General features: G+C 62.0%; 17 protein-coding genes. 6 read left to right on the forward strand and 11 right to left on the reverse strand.

Annotated elements, in window-relative coordinates:
* Positions 1-77 precede the first annotated feature (77 nt).
* Together tauA and LAC81_RS33030 are read right to left on the reverse strand one after the other, a co-directional pair.
* A complete protein-coding gene (gene tauA, locus LAC81_RS33025) occupies positions 78-1,085 on the reverse strand; it encodes a taurine ABC transporter substrate-binding protein (RefSeq protein ID WP_223728821.1) in 1,008 nt (335 codons plus the stop codon).
* Positions 1,086-1,261: 176 nt separating this feature from the next.
* Positions 1,262-1,810: a flavin reductase family protein gene (locus LAC81_RS33030; RefSeq protein ID WP_419195853.1), complete on the reverse strand. Its 549-nt coding sequence runs from the start codon at positions 1,808-1,810 to the stop codon at positions 1,262-1,264.
* 187 nt (positions 1,811-1,997) lie between these two features.
* On the opposite strand from LAC81_RS33030, the gene ssuD reads away from it, so the two are divergent.
* Complete coding sequence (ssuD, locus tag LAC81_RS33035; RefSeq protein WP_223728822.1) at positions 1,998-3,179, forward strand: FMNH2-dependent alkanesulfonate monooxygenase; 1,182 nt, start codon at positions 1,998-2,000, stop codon at positions 3,177-3,179.
* Entirely contained in the window at positions 3,176-4,660 is a 1,485-nt protein-coding gene (locus LAC81_RS33040; RefSeq protein ID WP_223728823.1) for an FAD/NAD(P)-binding protein, read from the forward strand. The genes ssuD and LAC81_RS33040 overlap by 4 nt, the downstream gene beginning before the upstream one ends.
* On the opposite strand, the gene LAC81_RS33045 is transcribed toward LAC81_RS33040, so the two are convergent.
* The 5 genes from LAC81_RS33045 to LAC81_RS33065 form a co-directional block, all read right to left on the reverse strand.
* Complete coding sequence (locus tag LAC81_RS33045; protein ID WP_223728824.1) at positions 4,650-5,363, reverse strand: MOSC domain-containing protein; 714 nt, start codon at positions 5,361-5,363, stop codon at positions 4,650-4,652. The two genes, LAC81_RS33040 and LAC81_RS33045, sit on opposite strands and share 11 nt — an antisense overlap.
* Complete coding sequence (locus LAC81_RS33050) at positions 5,356-6,063, reverse strand: glutamine amidotransferase (RefSeq protein WP_223728825.1); 708 nt, start codon at positions 6,061-6,063, stop codon at positions 5,356-5,358. Before LAC81_RS33050 ends, LAC81_RS33045 begins: the two co-directional genes overlap by 8 nt.
* A 12-nt stretch (positions 6,064-6,075) precedes the next feature.
* Entirely contained in the window at positions 6,076-6,639 is a 564-nt protein-coding gene (locus tag LAC81_RS33055; protein WP_328717700.1) for a redoxin domain-containing protein, read from the reverse strand.
* A gap of 47 nt (positions 6,640-6,686) precedes the next feature.
* Positions 6,687-7,235, reverse strand: a complete 549-nt coding sequence (locus LAC81_RS33060; protein ID WP_223728826.1) for a carboxymuconolactone decarboxylase family protein — start codon at positions 7,233-7,235, stop codon at positions 6,687-6,689.
* A gap of 211 nt (positions 7,236-7,446) precedes the next feature.
* Complete coding sequence (locus LAC81_RS33065; protein WP_223728827.1) at positions 7,447-8,028, reverse strand: MarR family winged helix-turn-helix transcriptional regulator; 582 nt, start codon at positions 8,026-8,028, stop codon at positions 7,447-7,449.
* 227 nt (positions 8,029-8,255) lie between these two features.
* Between LAC81_RS33065 and LAC81_RS33070 the strand changes: the two genes are divergently transcribed.
* The 4 genes from LAC81_RS33070 to LAC81_RS33085 all read left to right on the forward strand — a co-directional run bounded on the left by LAC81_RS33070 (position 8,256) and on the right by LAC81_RS33085 (position 12,260).
* Positions 8,256-8,702 (forward strand): pseudoazurin, encoded by a 447-nt coding sequence (locus LAC81_RS33070; RefSeq protein WP_419195852.1) that lies wholly within the window; start codon positions 8,256-8,258, stop codon positions 8,700-8,702.
* Between the two features lie 115 nt (positions 8,703-8,817).
* Positions 8,818-9,348 carry an MgtC/SapB family protein gene (locus LAC81_RS33075; RefSeq protein ID WP_113540576.1) on the forward strand — a complete coding sequence of 177 codons (531 nt, stop codon included), beginning with the start codon at positions 8,818-8,820 and terminating at the stop codon, positions 9,346-9,348.
* Between the two features lie 212 nt (positions 9,349-9,560).
* Positions 9,561-11,444 (forward strand): patatin-like phospholipase family protein, encoded by a 1,884-nt coding sequence (locus LAC81_RS33080; protein ID WP_223728828.1) that lies wholly within the window; start codon positions 9,561-9,563, stop codon positions 11,442-11,444.
* A gap of 354 nt (positions 11,445-11,798) precedes the next feature.
* The gene (locus LAC81_RS33085) at positions 11,799-12,260 is read left to right on the forward strand and encodes a histidine kinase (protein ID WP_113540574.1); all 462 of its coding nucleotides are present in this window, start codon (positions 11,799-11,801) and stop codon (positions 12,258-12,260) included.
* A 118-nt stretch (positions 12,261-12,378) separates the two neighbouring features.
* On the opposite strand, the gene ppk2 is transcribed toward LAC81_RS33085, so the two are convergent.
* The 4 genes from ppk2 to LAC81_RS33105 all read right to left on the reverse strand — a co-directional run bounded on the left by ppk2 (position 12,379) and on the right by LAC81_RS33105 (position 16,149).
* Positions 12,379-13,233 (reverse strand): polyphosphate kinase 2, encoded by an 855-nt coding sequence (gene ppk2, locus LAC81_RS33090; RefSeq protein WP_192372340.1) that lies wholly within the window; start codon positions 13,231-13,233, stop codon positions 12,379-12,381.
* Positions 13,202-14,998, reverse strand: a complete 1,797-nt coding sequence (locus LAC81_RS33095; RefSeq protein ID WP_223728829.1) for a SulP family inorganic anion transporter — start codon at positions 14,996-14,998, stop codon at positions 13,202-13,204. The genes ppk2 and LAC81_RS33095 overlap by 32 nt, the downstream gene beginning before the upstream one ends.
* Positions 14,999-15,317: 319 nt before the next feature.
* Entirely contained in the window at positions 15,318-15,680 is a 363-nt protein-coding gene (locus LAC81_RS33100) for a nuclear transport factor 2 family protein (RefSeq protein ID WP_223728830.1), read from the reverse strand.
* 91 nt (positions 15,681-15,771) lie between these two features.
* Positions 15,772-16,149, reverse strand: a complete 378-nt coding sequence (locus LAC81_RS33105; protein WP_223728831.1) for a nuclear transport factor 2 family protein — start codon at positions 16,147-16,149, stop codon at positions 15,772-15,774.
* Positions 16,150-16,156: the final 7 nt, after the last annotated feature.

Below are 16,156 nucleotides of genomic sequence, written 5' to 3' on the forward strand. Positions count from 1 at the left end.
TGCTGTTCCCGGCTGGGTGGCACGTCGGCATGCACGCCCGGCCATGTGCACCGAGCGAGCATGCCGATTGAAGTTTCTCAGAACGAGAGCTTGGCCGCTTCCTGTGCCCAGCGGGCGGAAACGTAGGGGGCGTAGTCCGGAAGAACCGCCGGAATCTTGCCCTGCTCGAGAAGGAACGCCGAGGTCTCGGCGACCGCCTTCACCGTTGCTCCGCCGAGAAGATCGGAGCCTGCCTGCTCTTCAAGCGAAGGGAAGTAGTAACCCTTGAGCAGGTTCGGAACCTCCTCGGGCTTCGCACCGGTGAGGCGGGCGATCTTCTCCACCGCGGGCGACCCGGTGCTCCAGCTCTCCGGCCTTGCGCGGTAATCCGCATAGGCGTCGCCCGTCACCTTGACGAAACCGGTCACGATATCCGGGTGCTCCTCGGCAAACTTCTTGCTGACGATCCAGGCGTCGAAGGTCGGTCCGCCCCACTTCGCCACATCGCTGGAGGTTGCAAGCACGGTCGCGGTCCTCTTGAGTTCGGAGAGGACCGGATCCCAGACATAGGCGCCGTCGATATCGCCACGCTGCCAGGCAGCCGCGATTTCCGGCGGCCTAAGGTTGAGGATCTCGACAGATTTTGCATCGATGTTCCAGTGTTTCAGCGCGGTCAGCAGGCTGTAATGCGCGGTCGATACGAAGGGCGTTGCGATCTTCTTGCCAGCAAGCTGCTCCGGCTTGTCGATCCCCTTGACCGCCAGCGCCTCGGCATCGCTGATCAACCCGACGACAAAAATGGTTTCGAACGGGAGCTGCCGGCTAGCGGCGGCCGCGAGCGGCGAGGAACCGACATAGCCGATGTCGATTGAACCGGATGCGAGCGCGGCGATCACGTCGGCGCCGCCATCGAACTTCTGCCAGGTGATCTTGGCTCCGGTGACCTTTTCGTAGGTGCCATCCGCCTGCGGCACGCGAGACGGCTCGACGATCGGTTGATAGCCGATCGTCAGGGTTGTTTCGGCAGCGAAAGCGGGGAAGGTGGCCTGGCTGGCCAGAAGCAAGGCCGCGCTTGCGGCAAGAAGGGTGCGTCTGCGGATCGTCATTGTGTGCTCCTCAACGGTTGGGTCCTGGCCCCGCTTGTGGAGCCTCGTCACAATGCTGATTAAAAAGATGTATTTTATATAGATAAATTATTCCGCAATTCGCTGGCCCGCAGTGGGCTTCATTCCAAAGTTGTGGCGTTTCGGCGGAGCTTCGTGCGCTCGCCGAAACAATGCCGCTAAAGATCGAGCCCGCCATAGCGGCCGTTGTGGTAGACGATCGGCTCGCCGGAGCCCGCTGTGATGGCGACGACCCGACCGATGATGATGGCGTGGCTATGGCGCTCGATGATTTCCTCGACCTCGCAGTCGACCGCAGCCAATGCGCCGCTCAATGCGGATGCACCGCTTGCCAGTCGCACCCAGTCGGCTCCCTCGTAACGGGCGACGCCCTTGGCGCCATGCAGACCGGAGAAGCGCTCCGCCACGCTCTGTTGCTCGCGGGAGAGGACGTTGACGCAGAAGTGCCGGTAGCGCTGGATGATCGGCCAGGTCGAGGACGTCCGGTTGATGTTGACGATCATGGTCGGCGGATCGACCGAGAGGGCCGTTGCCGACGTGACGGTCGCACCAGTCCGGTCATCGCCGATGCCGGCGGTAATCACGGAAACACCCCCTGAGAAATTGCGCATCGCGGCCTTCAGGACAGGCGCCGTGATCGGTTCGTAGCCATTGCTGGTTGGAATACTTGCGTCGAATGCTGGAGACGCGGCGAGCGCGATCGTCATGGCCAATCCCTCGAAATTTTCGCCTAATTCCCGTTCGCAAAACGTCGATGCGGGAAAAATTTTTCCTCGCGCAAAGGATGGTCGTCTGATTTTTCATTGTCAATAAATTTTATAGAGTTTATATTTTTAATATTCGGCGTGGCGACCAAGACTGCCGAAGCAGAGTTTCACGAGGAGGCATTCGCCAATGGAAACTGCGCCTGGAAATATCCCGGAAAAGATCAATGTGCTCTGGTTCCTGCCGACCCATGGCGACAGCCGCTATCTCGGCACCACGCGTGGCGGCCGCAATGTCGATATCAACTATCTGAAACAGGTGGCGCAGGCGGCCGACTCGCTCGGCTATTATGGCGTTCTCATTCCCACCGGTCGCAGTTGCGAGGACAGCTGGGTCGTCGCCTCGGCGCTGGCTCCGCTGACGGACAAGCTACGGTTCCTGATTGCGGTACGGCCAGGGCTCCTGTCGCCGACGCTGGCGGCCCGCATGACCGCAACGCTCGACCGGCTTTCGGGCGGACGGCTCTTGATCAACGTTGTCACCGGCGGCGATCCGATCGAGAACAAGGGCGACGGCATCCATCTTTCGCATACCGAGCGTTATGAGGTAACCGAGGAATTCCTCAATATCTACAAGGCCGTGCTTCGCGGCGACGAGGTCGAGTTCAAGGGCAACCACTTCGATATCGAGGGTGGCAAGCTGCTGTTCCCGCCCGTACAGCAGCCGCATCCGCCGCTTTATTTCGGTGGTTCTTCCGGCAAGGGACAAGAGGTCGCGGCGCGCACGATCGACAAATATCTGACCTGGGGAGAGCCCGTCGAGGACGTGGCCAGGAAGGTCGCCGAGGTCCGTGCGCTCGCCGATGCCGAGGGCAGGGACGTGACCTTCGGCATCCGTCTTCACGTGATCGTGCGCGAAACGGCCAAGGAGGCATGGCAGGCGGCGGACGAACTGATACAATATGTCGATGACGACACGATTGCCGCCGCACAGAAGGTGTTCGAGCGTATGGATTCGGTTGGTCAGAGCCGTATGAGCCGCCTGCATGGCGGCCGACGTGACAAGCTGGAAGTCGCTCCGAACCTCTGGGCCGGGGTCGGCTTGGTGCGGGGCGGTGCGGGCACTGCCCTTGTCGGTGACCCCGACCAAGTAAGGGTGCGCATGGAAGAGTACCGTCAGGCGGGCATCGATAGTTTCATCCTGTCCGGCTATCCGCATCTGGAGGAGGCCTACCGTTTCGGCGAGCTGGTGCTGCCGTACCTGCCGCTTGCCCATGCGGTTCCGGCCCGTGAGGCGTCCATCAACACCGGGCCTTTCGGTGAAACGATCGCGGGCGACCATCGTCCGAAACTGAAGGTTTCCCAATCGTGACAGGACCGACGCGCCGACCCGTGATCGCTATCGTCGGCGGCGGCTTCACCGGGGCGGCTGTCGCCGCGAATCTCGCGCGCAGCGCAGCGAGCGGCAGCGCAACCATCATCGTCTTCGAACCGCGGGCGCGGCTCGGTGCGGGCCTTGCCTACGATACGGACAATCCTGCGCACCGCATCAACGTGCCGGCGGCCCGCATGAGCCTGATCCCGGATGATCCAGATGATTTCCTCAATTGGATGGCGTCAAAAGGTGAACCGCGCGGCGATCCGGAGGTTTTGGCGGTCGATGGCAATCTTTATCCGCGCCGGGCGGTTTTCGGGCGCTACGTCTGCGAGTTCGTCGCCCCTTTCCTGAAAAGTGGAAAGGTCGAGCACCGGCGTGAGCGCGTCGAGCAAATCGAACGCCGCGAGAACCGTTGGCGGCTGAGGAGTTCCGCCGGCACGGAGCTGCTGGCCGATATCGTTGTTGTCGCGACCACTCATCCGGCGCCTTGCGCGCCGCGGCGCGTGGATCAGGCGCTATGCGGCCATCCGCGCTACGTGCCCGACTCCACCGTTGTCGACGCCTTGGCCTGCATCCGCACCGACGATCACGTCCTGGTCGTCGGCAACGGGCTGACGGCGGCCGATGTGATCGCATCCCTGGGGCTTGCCGATCACTGCGGCCCGATCGTCGCTCTCTCGCGCCGCGGCCTGCGGTCGCGCGGCCATGCTGGGCTGCCCCAGGAGCTGTTTGGTGATTTCGCCAGCGAGCCAGCACGAACCGCGCTCGGATTGCTGAAGCGGGTCCGGCAAGCAGTGCGGGACGCGGCCGACATCGGCACGAGTTGGCATGGGGTTTTCGACGCGCTTCGCAGCCAGGGCGGCCAGATCTGGCGAGCCCTGCCAGTGACGGAACGCCGCCGCCTCGTGCGTCATCTGCGGCCTTTCTGGGATGTTCACCGCTTTCGCGTGGCGCCGCAGGTCGACGGAGCGATCCTGGCGGGACAAGAGCAGGGGCGGATCCGAATTCTCGGAGCTGCGATCGAGGAGGTCGAGAGGCGCGGCCATATCATTGCCGTCGATATCCGTCACCGGCACACCGGCCGCCGCGAGCGCCTGCTGTTTGATGCCTGTGTGGTGACGACCGGCCCGGCTCATACCGGCATCCTGTCGAGCCAGGGCTGGCTTGCCGATCTTGCCTCACAGGGATGGCTGCGTCTGGATGATGTGGGTTTGGGTCTCGCCTGCGACGAGGAAAGTCGCGCGATCGGGGCGAATGGCACAGCGGAGCGATCGCTGATCGTTGCGGGACCACTGGCACGCGGCACTTTCGGCGAACTCATGGGCCTGCCTCAGGTCAACGATCATGCAATATTCGTCGCCGAACAGATTGCAGACATGCTGACCAAGCCGGTGCGAAGCGGCCCGCGTGCCGCTCCTTTGGCAGAAATCCAGCAACGGTCGATGACGACCGTCGGCGGCGCCGCTAGCCGTTGACCGGCGTGGTCTCTCCATCGAGACGCCGCGACCAGTCCTCGACCTTGCGCGTCTGTAGGCGCTTGACCGCATACTCCCGCCAACCGGATGGCAGAATGGCAAGATTGGCGATCTCCTCAAGCGCCTGGCGATTGAGCGTATCGACGTAGAGGAAGTGCCAGAGCCGGCCGATCGTCCACACCGGATGACGACGCTCGACGAGGTGCATTCGGTCACCAGCCGAAACCAGCCCGCCCTCGATTACGCGATAGTACCAACCGGTGCGGCCTGTATGCTGAAGACGCCGCGCCATGTCGGGCAAATCGAAGCGGCGGTTCAGTTTCCAGCAGGGCTGCCGGCCCTGGCTCACTTCGAGAAGAGCGCCGCCGAGGCGAAACCGGTCTCCGACTGCCACATCGCTTTCCGTCAGCCCGAGGGTCGAGAGGTTCTCGCCGAAGGCGCCCGGCCGTTTCAACAGTGGCAGAGGGCCGATCTCGTCTGTCCAGGCGCGATAATGATCCCAGGGGTAGTGATGGACGGCCTTGTCGACGCCACCGTGCCTCTTGAGATCCCCCTGATGGTCGCCAGTAAAGCCCGTTGACCCCAACTGTACGGAGCCGTAGATCGGATGTTTGTCGATACCGCTCTGGGTTCCGCGATCGTCGATCGGCGAGAGGTTGCCGACAAGCAAGGCGTCAAGCGCGACGGGCTGCCGGTCAACCATCGATCTGCTCCAGCCAAGCGCCGATCATCGCGACGGCGGCGTGTTTCAAGCTGGGCCCAAGCCGTTCGGCATCGGCACGCAGATTCGCCACGTTCACTGCCGCGGCCGACAGTTCGCAGGCATGGCCGACCAACCAACGTTCGAAGGCCGCGCCGGTTTCAGCCTCCGGATGGAACTGCAGGCCGAGGACGTTGCGCCCGCGCCTGAAAGCCTGCTGCTCGATCTGCGGCGTCGATACCAGCAAGTCCGCACCGGACGGCAGGTCGTAGGTGTCGCCGTGCCAGTGCAACACGGAAACGTCGGCGAGGTGGCGGAGCGGTGAGGCGAGGCCTGTAGCGGAGAAACGCAGCGGCGAAAAGCCGATCTCCTTTATGCTCGATGAATAGACGCGAGCGCCGAGCGCCCGGGCGATCAGCTGCGCGCCGAGGCAAATGCCAAGGGTCGGTCGATCGGCGGCAAGGCGCGTCTGCAGCATCGCGATCTCGTCCGCGACGAAAGGATAGGCGGCGTCTTCGTAGACACCGATCGGGCCGCCGAGCACCACGACAAGATCAGGTTCGAGCGGATCGAACGAAAGATAGTCTGCATGGCCGACATCGCGATACTCGATGGTAAACCCCGCCGCGCTCAGAGGTTCCGCAAAGGTGCCAAGATCCTCGAAATGCACGTGCCGTATGGCGACCGCCATCTTCTCAGTCATCATTCGCCTCCTCTATCGGCGTCCATCTGGGGTATCCGGAATCGTGCAGCCTTCGCTCGTGCATCCGGGCGCTTCCGGGCCCGGGGCAGCGAAATCCGGGATTGGTGCGGCGAGCAGCGAGGCCAGGCGGGCGCCGATGACCATGTCGTCTTCGATCCCGAAGCGATGATATTCAACGTTGCCGTCACGGCCGATGATGATTGCCGTCGGCGTGCCGCGCATGCCGTAACGCTCCATCGTCTTCGGTATCGGCCCATCGTCCGATGGCTGATCGACTGCGATCGGGAAGGTCAGCCGGTATTCGTGAATGAAGGCGTTGAGCGCGTCGGGCGTCATCACCGCGTGGTGCTCGAAAACCGAATGCAGGCCGATGACCTGAAGGTCGGTCTCGCGGAAGACGCTCTGGACGCGCTGGGTCTGCGGCAGCCCGTGCGAGACGCAGGCCGGGCAGAGCATCTGAAAGGCATGCAGGAAAACGACCCGTCCGCGAAGCCGTTCGAGGTTGAGCGGCTCAGGCGTGTTGAACCAGGTTGAAGCGGCGAGTTCCGGTGCGGTCATCCGATAGTTGCTGTTCATTGTCATCTCCGAGGATGGCCGGACGGTGATGCCGTCCGGCCGCCTTGTCAGGCTGCTTCGCGAACGAGCTTCACACCGGGGAAATCGACCGGTACGGCGAGCGCGACATTGATGTAGTTCGTGAAGAGATTGAGCGCGACATGGGCGATGATCTCGACCACGTCCTGATCGTCGTAACCGGCGACCTGCAGCGCCTGAACGTCCGCGTCAGTGACCTTGCCGCGTGCCTCTACGAGCTTCTGGGCGAAGGTCAACGCCGCCGCCGTCTTCGGATCGGATGACTTGCCCCGTTGTGCACTCGCCATTTCATCTGCGGTCGCGCCGGCCTTGCGGCCGAGTGCCGTGTGAGCCGCCAGGCAATAGTGGCAATCGTTGCGGTCGGCCACGGCAACGGCGATCTGCTCGCCGAGCTTGGCACCGAGGCGGCCGTTTCCGAGCGCACCGAACCAACCCCACATGCTGGCGAGCGCTGCCGGCGAGTTGGCGACCGCCCGGAACATGTTGGGCGTAATGCCGAAGGCGGACCGGATCTCGCCAAGCAACTCGGCGCCTGCGCCGGTTGCCGAATTGGGGTCAACTAGATTAATTCTGCTCATGGTTTTCTCTTTCTATTTGCGTGGAGGGAGAAAATTGCCGGTCCGCCGATGGCAGTCGTCGGACCGGCGCCAACATCATCGGCGCCCGCTCGCAGTACTGAGAGCGTTGCTTGCGGAGTCCGATGCTGAAGCTGGGGGCGAGAGCATGGCCGCTCTCTCGGCCTTTCGCCGGGTTCGGTTGCCGGCGCTTGTGTTTCCTTTCAAACTCATTTCAGGCCGCGCCGCGGTTGAAAATCCGCCACGCGGCGTCCCGGTCCGCGGCGTCGGCACCTTCGAACTCACCGCAATCGACGCGCAACTCCGCCGGCCCGAAGGCGGCATCGACGAACGCGCAATGATGCGGCGCCTTCGGATCGTCGTAGACATGGGGTCGGAAATAGCGACAGTTGACGCACATGCGCTGTTCCGGAATGGCGCCAGCCGACTGCAGACGGCGGATGATCTTGACGAGATGCATCAGCATGTCCTCCTGCTCGAGCTTGGAGAGCGCCGCGATGGCGTCCTCGGTCGCCGATGCCAGTTGACCGGCCTGGCGCACGGCGGCTTCGCCCCGGAGCGTTGCCGCGACTGACAGAGCCCGGGCGTCGCTGGGGTCGGCGTGCTTCTCGACGAGGCCTTTGCGCAGGAGCGCGTTGACCGAGTCCGTCGTCGTCGGCTGGCTGACGCCGAGATAGGCGGCAATCTGCTTGACGCGCATACCGTTCCGGTCGCGGGCCACGAGAAAGGTGAGGATCTGTAATTGCGTCGGATTGAGACCGATCGCCTCCGCCGCCGTCCAGGCCTCGCTTCGCATGGCGGTTGCCACACGCGATAACCCGTCGCCAATCCGGTCGACCAAACAGGGAATTTTGTCAGCTTCTTTGCTCATGGTGGTTATTTACATAGGAATCCTATTTAATGTCAATGAGGGGCGGAAAAGCACCGCGAATTTGACGCGCATCAAAGTAGAGGGGACATTGCGGGCCTATTTCTCTGTTCGAACAACCCGAGCACGGGCTGGTCGCTCAAATGGAGAAGACGATGTTGAATGCAATCAAGAGCGGATTGGGTATCGCCATCGCGGCAATGCTTGTCGCAGCACCTGCAGCCGCCGCAGACTTCGAAGTGCACATGCTGAACAAGGGCAAAGACGGAGCCATGGTGTTCGAGCCGGCTTCGGTGAAGGTTGCGCCCGGGGATACGGTTACCTTCATCCCGACCGACAAGGGCCACAATGTCGAAACCATCAAGGGCATGATCCCCGATGGTGCCGAGGCCTTCAAAAGCAAGGTCAATGAAAACTACAAAGTGACCTTCACGGCTCCCGGCGTCTACGGCGTCAAGTGCACGCCGCACTACGGAATGGGCATGGTCGGCGTGGTTCAGGTCGGCGATGCCCCTGCCAACCTCGAAGCCGTGAAGGCAGCCAAGAATCCCAAGAAGGCGCAGGAGCGCCTGGACGCCGCGCTGGCTGCACTTGGCAACTAAGTAACAGACTTCGTTTCGGAGCGGGGTGGGGACAGGCCGCTCCTGGCGTCCGCGCACTGGGTGAGGCGCGACGCCATCATGCGGAACCAATGCGGAGGCTTCGCGTTGGTTCCGCATGGATCAGATCACTGCTGAATTGTTCCCGCCTTCACAGATTCCCTATCCCATCATTTTGGCGCGAATCCTCGGCGCACTGATCTTTGGTGCAGTCATCGGCTTTGAGCGTGAGGCAAAGGCACGTCCGGCGGGTCTAAAGACGCACATGCTCGTCTGCCTTGCCGCATGCGCATTCGGTATAATTTCGCTGGAAAGCGTCCGGCTGAACGGCCTCTTCGACGACCGTGTCCGTATCGATCCGCTGCGGGTGGTGGAGGCTGTGACCGCAGGTGTCGCCTTTCTCGCCGCCGGCACCATCGTGCTTTCCAGAGGTGAAGTTCAGGGGATTACGACTGGCGCGAGCCTTTGGCTCGCCGGAGCTATCGGCATTGCGGTGGGCTTCGGTCACTGGATCGTCGCCGGCCTTGCCGTCGCCTCCGCCTTCTCCGTCCTCTTTGTCATCGGTTCTTTCGAGGCGCGGGCAACGCGGCACGAAAAGCCGGATGTGGCACCGCAGGACCGGGCGAGCAACAACCACACCAAGCGCTAGCAATCGCTGCCAGGCGACGCGATCGAACGGGCGTCGGTCCGCCGACTTGCGTCGCCGGTCCCGTGGGACTTCAGGTCGGTCGGGTCGCGCAGAATGAATCCGTTTGCTTGAGTACGTCGAGCCACGCACCAAGGGTGGCCTGCAGCAAATCCGTTCGGCAATTCTTCTCGGAACCGCTAATGTCGACATAAGCCTGTACCAAGGAAGGTTCGATGGACTCCACCGGTTCCCTTGCCGCCAAGCTGCTGTCGGCGACGCTGTTGTTCGACCAGACCTCTTTGGCTGCCCTGGAGGCCCTGGCCGCCAACTCGGACCGCAGGATCTTGCGTCGCGGCGAGGTTCTCGTGCGAGAGGGAGACCGGTCGGACCGTTTCTTCGTCGTTCTGTCGGGCCGCTTCACAGTAATCCGCGAGGGTGTTCTTGAGCCTGTTGCCGAGATTGGCCAGGGCGAACTCGTTGGTGAAGTCGGCTTCTTTGCCGCGCTGCCGCGCATTGCGACCGTCGTTGCGGCGCGCGATTCCATCGTACTCGAAATTCGCGACGACCAGTTCGAGAGGGCCGCTCAAGCACTGCCCAGCCTGCGCCAGTCGGTGACGACGTTCCTCGCGCGCCGGTTTGCGATGCAGTCTCCGCCGCCAACACAGATCAAGCAACCCTGCAAGCTTCGGACGCTGGCAATTGTTCCTGCCGGCAGCAGCCGTATTTCAGCTGATTTCATCGCGCAGCTCCGCGCCGCATTTGCCCCGGACAAGCGGATCATCTTTCTGGCCAAAACAGAACTCGAGGACCGGTTCGCCAACTTGCCGTTCGACGACCAAGCCGTTCTGGATTGGTTGAACCATCTCGAAGTCAAGGCCGATGTCATTGTCTATGTTGCGGATGATGAGCCGAGCAACTGGACGCGTGTGTGTATTCGCCAGGCCGACAACGTCCTGTTGTATGCCGATGCTTCCGACCCGCCTGACCTCAGCCCCTGTGAAGCGTTGGCGCTCTCGGTCCATACGCCATCCAACCTTCGGCTGGTGCTCGTTCATGGGAAGCGCACCGCAACGGTCTCCGGAACTGCCGCATGGCTCGACGTACGGCCCGGCGTCCGCCAACACCACCACGTTTCCCTGGAAGACCAGCTCGATCTCGAACGCCTGGTCCGTTTCATTCTGGGCGAGGCGAGAGGCTTTGTCGCAGCCGGCGGGGGCTCGCTCGGCTGCGCGCATATCGGCGTCTACAGGGCATTTGTCGAGGCAGGAGCTTCCTTCGACTATCTCGGAGGGACCAGTTCGGGCGCCGCGATCATGGCTGGCTTTGCAAGCGGACTGGACGCCGACGAAATCGACCGGGGTACGCACCTCATCTTCGTCAAGAGCCGCGCGTTTCGCCGTCTCACCCTGCCGCAGTATGCGCTGCTTGATCACAAGGTGCTCGACCGCACGCTTCAGGCCGAATATGGCGATAGCCTGATTGAGGACCTCTGGCTCCCGTTTTTCGCGCTATCGACCAATCTCAGCAGCCGGCTGGCATATGTCCACCGGAGGGGCAAGCTCTGGCACGCCGTCAGGGCGTCGGGCTCGATCCCCGGCGTCCTGCCGCCGTTCTTCACGGCCGATGGCGACATGCTGGTCGATGGCGCCATCATGAACAATCTGCCGCTGGAGCAGATGAAGGAACTCAAGACGGGACCCAACGTCGTCGTGAGCTTGGGGTCCGACGGGCCGAGGAGGCATCATATCGACTATGACAGCATTCCCGGGGCGTCCGAACTGGCGGTGCGAATGCTCACACCGTTTGGTCGTGCCAATCTGCCGAAGGTTCCGAGTGTGATCCAGGTGATCACGGCGAGCGTGTTGGCACACAGGCCGGAGGAGGTGATGCTCGGCGAGCGGGACATGCTCGTCTCGCCGCCAATTTCGAGCGCAATCGGTTTCATGGATTGGAGCCGGCATTCCGAACTTTACGTCAACGCCTATGACTGGACGAAACGCTGGATCGAGGAACGTCTTGGCGAGAACGACCCGAAGCTTCTCCAGGTACTTGGTGTTGCGGCGGGGCCGGGCCTGTCACAGGCGATAAGCAATGGTCTGGATCGGACTGCTTTGTAGTGGGGTGCCAATGATTGGCCGAAATGTGTGTCGGCGAAGCGCGATCGCCCCGGCGTTTCGGCGAATTTCATCGCTCATTCCGAATTGTCACTGTCCTCTTGCGGTTGTAGTATTTTAGGATAGCCTTGTGGGGGATTAGCCCGCATCGGCTATCCCGTTTGGAAGTGAGAAAGATCAACAAATAGAGAGACCTCGGACAAGAGGCGGCTCATATTCGAAAATGCTTCGTCCCCGAATTGGTATGCCGATCGGGTTCCCTTGGATGTACTTGCGGGACGTCTTTGGCTTGCGGCGCACGGCAACCGTGTAGTCCGATGTCACAGTGGTCCCATTTGCTTGAAGTGGATCGACGTGATGGCTGAGAATAAGAATGCCGGCGCACCTCCGAGTGCACAGGACCTCCGAATGCAGATCCTCCAGCGGGAAATGGAGGAGATGGACAAAGATCGGCGATTGAGGACGATTGAGGAAGAGAAACACGCCGACTTCGCCGCAGATTTCCTCAAGAAGCAGGTGACCGAGGAGGAGATCGCCATCGTTCGCCGCCTTGTGACGAACGCCGTCAAGGCCGGCAAGTTCGAAGCTATGGTTTATAGCTTCCCGTCCGAGCTATGCACCGACAGCGGCCGCGCCATCAACAGCGGTGACCGCGACTGGCCGCAGACCCTGCAGGGCAAGGCAAAGGAGTTCTTCGATCGCTATCAGCAGCACGGCAAGCCGCAAGGCTACAAGTTGAAGGCGATGATCATCAACTTTCCGGGCGGCGTGCCCGGCGACGTCGGGTTCTTCCTGAACTGGGCTCCGGACAAGGCCTGAGCATCACCGCCATCGGCGTCGGAGTGAGCGGTGGCGGCGGCGGCACTACATTTCCGGTGCTCAGGGAACGATCGACCGTTTCGGTAAGCCCGCGCCTTTCGGCGCGGGCTTATGCGCTTTAAGCAACGTCAGGCACCGTTCTGCGAACGTGGTCGTCGTGCTCGAAGTCATCCGGTCGTTTCTGGCGTTTGCCGAGGTCCGGCTCGGTGAACTTCACGCGCTCGTAGGGGATCGAGGCAAGAATGTGCGAGATGCAGTTGATCCGCGCCCGCTTCTTGTCGTCCGACGGCACAATCCACCAGGGGGCATACTCCGTGTCCGTCATGCGGATCATCTCGTTGTAAGCCCGGGTATAGTCCCACCAGCGCTGATAGGACTCGACGTCCATCGGGCTAAGCTTCCACTGGCGCAATGGATCGGCGATGCGCTGACGGAACCGGCGTTCCTGCTCCTTCTCGCTGACGTCGAGGAAGTATTTCAGCAGGACGATGCCGCTTTCGACCATTGCCGCTTCGAAGCGCGGCGCGAGTTCGAGGAAGCGCCGGGCGCTGTCTTCGGAGGTGAAGCCCATGACGCGCTCAACACCTGGGCGGTTGTACCAGGAGCGGTCGAAGATCACCACTTCGCCGGCTGCCGGCAGATGCTGGATGTAGCGCTGCATGTAGATCTGCGACTTTTCCCGCTCCGTCGGCGCCGGCAGGGCCGTTACCCTGAAGACACGGGGGCTGACGCGCTCAGTAAGTCGCCGGATCACGCCGCCCTTGCCGGCAGCATCACGGCCTTCGAAGATGATGACGATGCGGGCGCCGGTCTTTTTCACCCAGGCCTGCAGGTGCGCAATCTCTTCTTGCAGCCGGGCGAGCTCCTTGGCGTAGCCACCGGATGATCGCTCTTCTGCGGGTGCAGACGCTTCGACAACCTTGTCGGGGCCGTTCTTGTCCTTATTCTTTTTCTTGCCTTCGTGTTTTCCCATCTGTCTCTCCCGTTTCGAAGTTTTGTGCAGTTCCCATGGCGTTGGAGTTCGCCACAGCTTCCCCTTTCGGTACCTGGCTTTCGCCGTACCGGGCTTCGTAAGCGTCGAGCGCGTCCTCCATGCCCTCGAAGATCATGTTGGGTCCGATTCTTTCGATGATGCCGGCTCGCTCAAGCAGGGCGCGGGCATCCGTGTGCAGTTCCGCCGTACCGAGCGCAATGTCGCGCGCCTTCAGTTCCTCGGCGAGATCCCCGAGCATCTCGGCTGCGGTGCTGTCGATCTGCGGGATCGCACTGGCATCGATGACCAGCCAATGCGCAGGGGGCGGCAGTTCGTCGGCGATCGCCGTCAAGCGCGCCCGCACATAGTCCGCGTTGTAGAAAAGCAGACTGTCCTGGATCATGCAGGCGCCAAAGCCCGGCACCGGGCGTGCGTCCGGTGCTCGATGCAGCTTGTAGAAACCGTCCCGGCCGGGGATTCTGCCAAGCATCGCGTCGTGCGGATACATGGTCTGCAGCAGCAGATAGATCAGTGTCGCGGCAATCGCGATGACCACGCCGGTCAAGACGCCGAGGCCGATCGGCCCCCAGAGCGCGATCAGGGCAAAAACGAACTCGATCCGGTTGACGCGCCATATCCGCCTGAGGCCCTCGATGTCGATCAGGCTGAGTGCGGTCGCCGCAAGGATAGCGCCGAGCGCTGCGATCGGCAGGACGCGCAGAATGTTGCCGAGAAACAGGAGCACGGCCATCAGGGTCGCAGCGGCAACCAGGCTTGCGATTTGCGATCTACCACCGACAGCAAAGTTCACGGCGGTACGGGAATCCGAAGCGGTCACCGGAAACGCCCCGAACAGCCCGGCGGCGAAATTTGCTGCACCGAAGCCTGTCAGTTCGCGATTTGGATCGACACGATAGCCACCGAGCGTCGCGAAACTGCGCGCCGTGATGACACCGGAGCCGAAACTGACGAGGAAGATGGCGGCTCCGCCCGTCAGTAGGGCGTCAATCGGCAGGTTCCCGAGGCGCGGCAGGGTAAACGACGGTAACCCCTGCGGTATGTCGCCGACAACCGCCATGCCGCGCCCTTCGAAGTCGAAGAGAAAGGAAAGCAGCACGGCGACGAAGACGACGATGACCGGTCCTGGTATGGGCGATCGATAGATGCGGGCCACTTGCAGGAGCGCGAAGCAGGCCAAGGCAAATGCCAGGGTGGGCCAATGGATCGAACCGGCTTGGCGCAGAAGTTCGACCACCGGCGATATCAGACCCTCGGACTCGATGCTGACGCCGGTAAACCGCTTGATCTGCCCAACCAGGATGGACAGGGAGATGCCGGCGAAGAAACCGGTCAGGATCGGACGTGACAGAAAGGTTGCCAACACACCGAGCCGCACGAGGCGGGCAATCAGGCAAAGGATACCGACGATCAGCGCCAGCAGCGCAGCGGCTGTCACGCGGTCGACCGTGGTGCCGGGCGTAGCGAAAACCGTTGTCAGAACCGCGGCCAGCACGGTCATCGTCGCAGCATCCGGTCCAACGATCAGTTGGCGCGACGGCCCGAAAAGTGCGTAGGCGATGAGCGGCGTTATGCTGGCATAGAGGCCGGTTTCGGCAGGCAGTCCAGCTATGGCCGGGTAGGCGATGGCGCTTGGCAGGCCAACGGCGGCAATGGCAAGTCCTGCGGAGATATCGTTGCGCAGCCAGCCGGCACGGTAACCATCCAGGTTCGCGAGCAACGGCAGGCGAGGCAGATTAAACGGCATGCTTATGCCCCCGGACTATGTCTCCTCCTGCCAGCAACGATACCGTGCCGAACGGGAGGGTCACACGAACGGACCATAACATCGAGAATATTAGAGATGCAAAACTTTTCGTTTTGCCTCATCACGCATAATGCGCAAAAGTTGCAGCGGCCAGGAGGCCAAAGCCTCTACAACGTGTGCTGCGTCTGATCTCGCCGTGCAGCGGCACGCGGCGGCCTCTCCGTCCACCCGCCGCAGTGGATTTCTACAGCCCGAGGTTGCCTGATATCGTCGCGCTGACCACCCCGCAGGATAGCTGAGGGGCGGTGAGGGCGTGCACCTATGCCTTGACGTATCCCAGACCCTCAACGATCTTTCCGTCCCGAACGCGCATTATGTTTACGCCGCGTACCCGGTCAGCTCCGTCTTCGCTCCAGCGAAGTTGCCAGCGGATGATCCCACGGTCTTCGTTCGCCCATATGTCCTCTTCTTCGAAAACAAGGTCCGCGGAGGACGCAATCCCTTTCCAGAAATTGAGGCAGGCCTCACGCCCTTCGTAGCGTGCTCCATCGGGGGCCGGCGCCGTATTTTCGAGAACACAGCCCTCGCCAATCAGATCATCGAGGTCTTCAGGGCGATGCTGCTGAAAAGCGGTGTTGAAACGCTCCATGAGCTTGCGGGTCATTTCGCTGTCGGCGTTCATCTTTCTTCCTCGCTGAGTGAGATAGAGCCTCGCCCTGGAAGGGGGGGCTCGACGTAGTCGGCTGCTGGGGCCAATGGCTCGGGCGGTTGGGTCAATCCGGCAGGGGAGCCGACTGGCCCGGCAATTTCGAGTATCCCAGCGCTTCGATGATCCGGCCGTCGCGGACGCGCATCAGGTTGACGCCCCGTAGCGACTGGTCGTCGCCGAAGTGGAACCGCCAGCGAATGGTGGCACGGTCGCCCAGTGCGTGCGTTTCTTCGACTTCGAAATGGGCAACCGTGTTGCTGGCGAGGGCCTCCCAGAACGCAAGGCAGGCGTCATAGCCTACGTATCGCGTGCCATCGGGGGCCGGCTGAATAGACTCCATCACGCAGTCAGGTGCGATCAGGTCTTTGAGTTTTGCGGGATCGCGATCGAGGAATACCCGGTTGAACTGCTCGATGACTTCTGCCGTTTCGTTGGTCTGCATAATTTCC

The sequence above is a fragment of the Ensifer adhaerens genome, from assembly GCF_020035535.1.
Lineage (GTDB): Bacteria > Pseudomonadota > Alphaproteobacteria > Rhizobiales > Rhizobiaceae > Ensifer.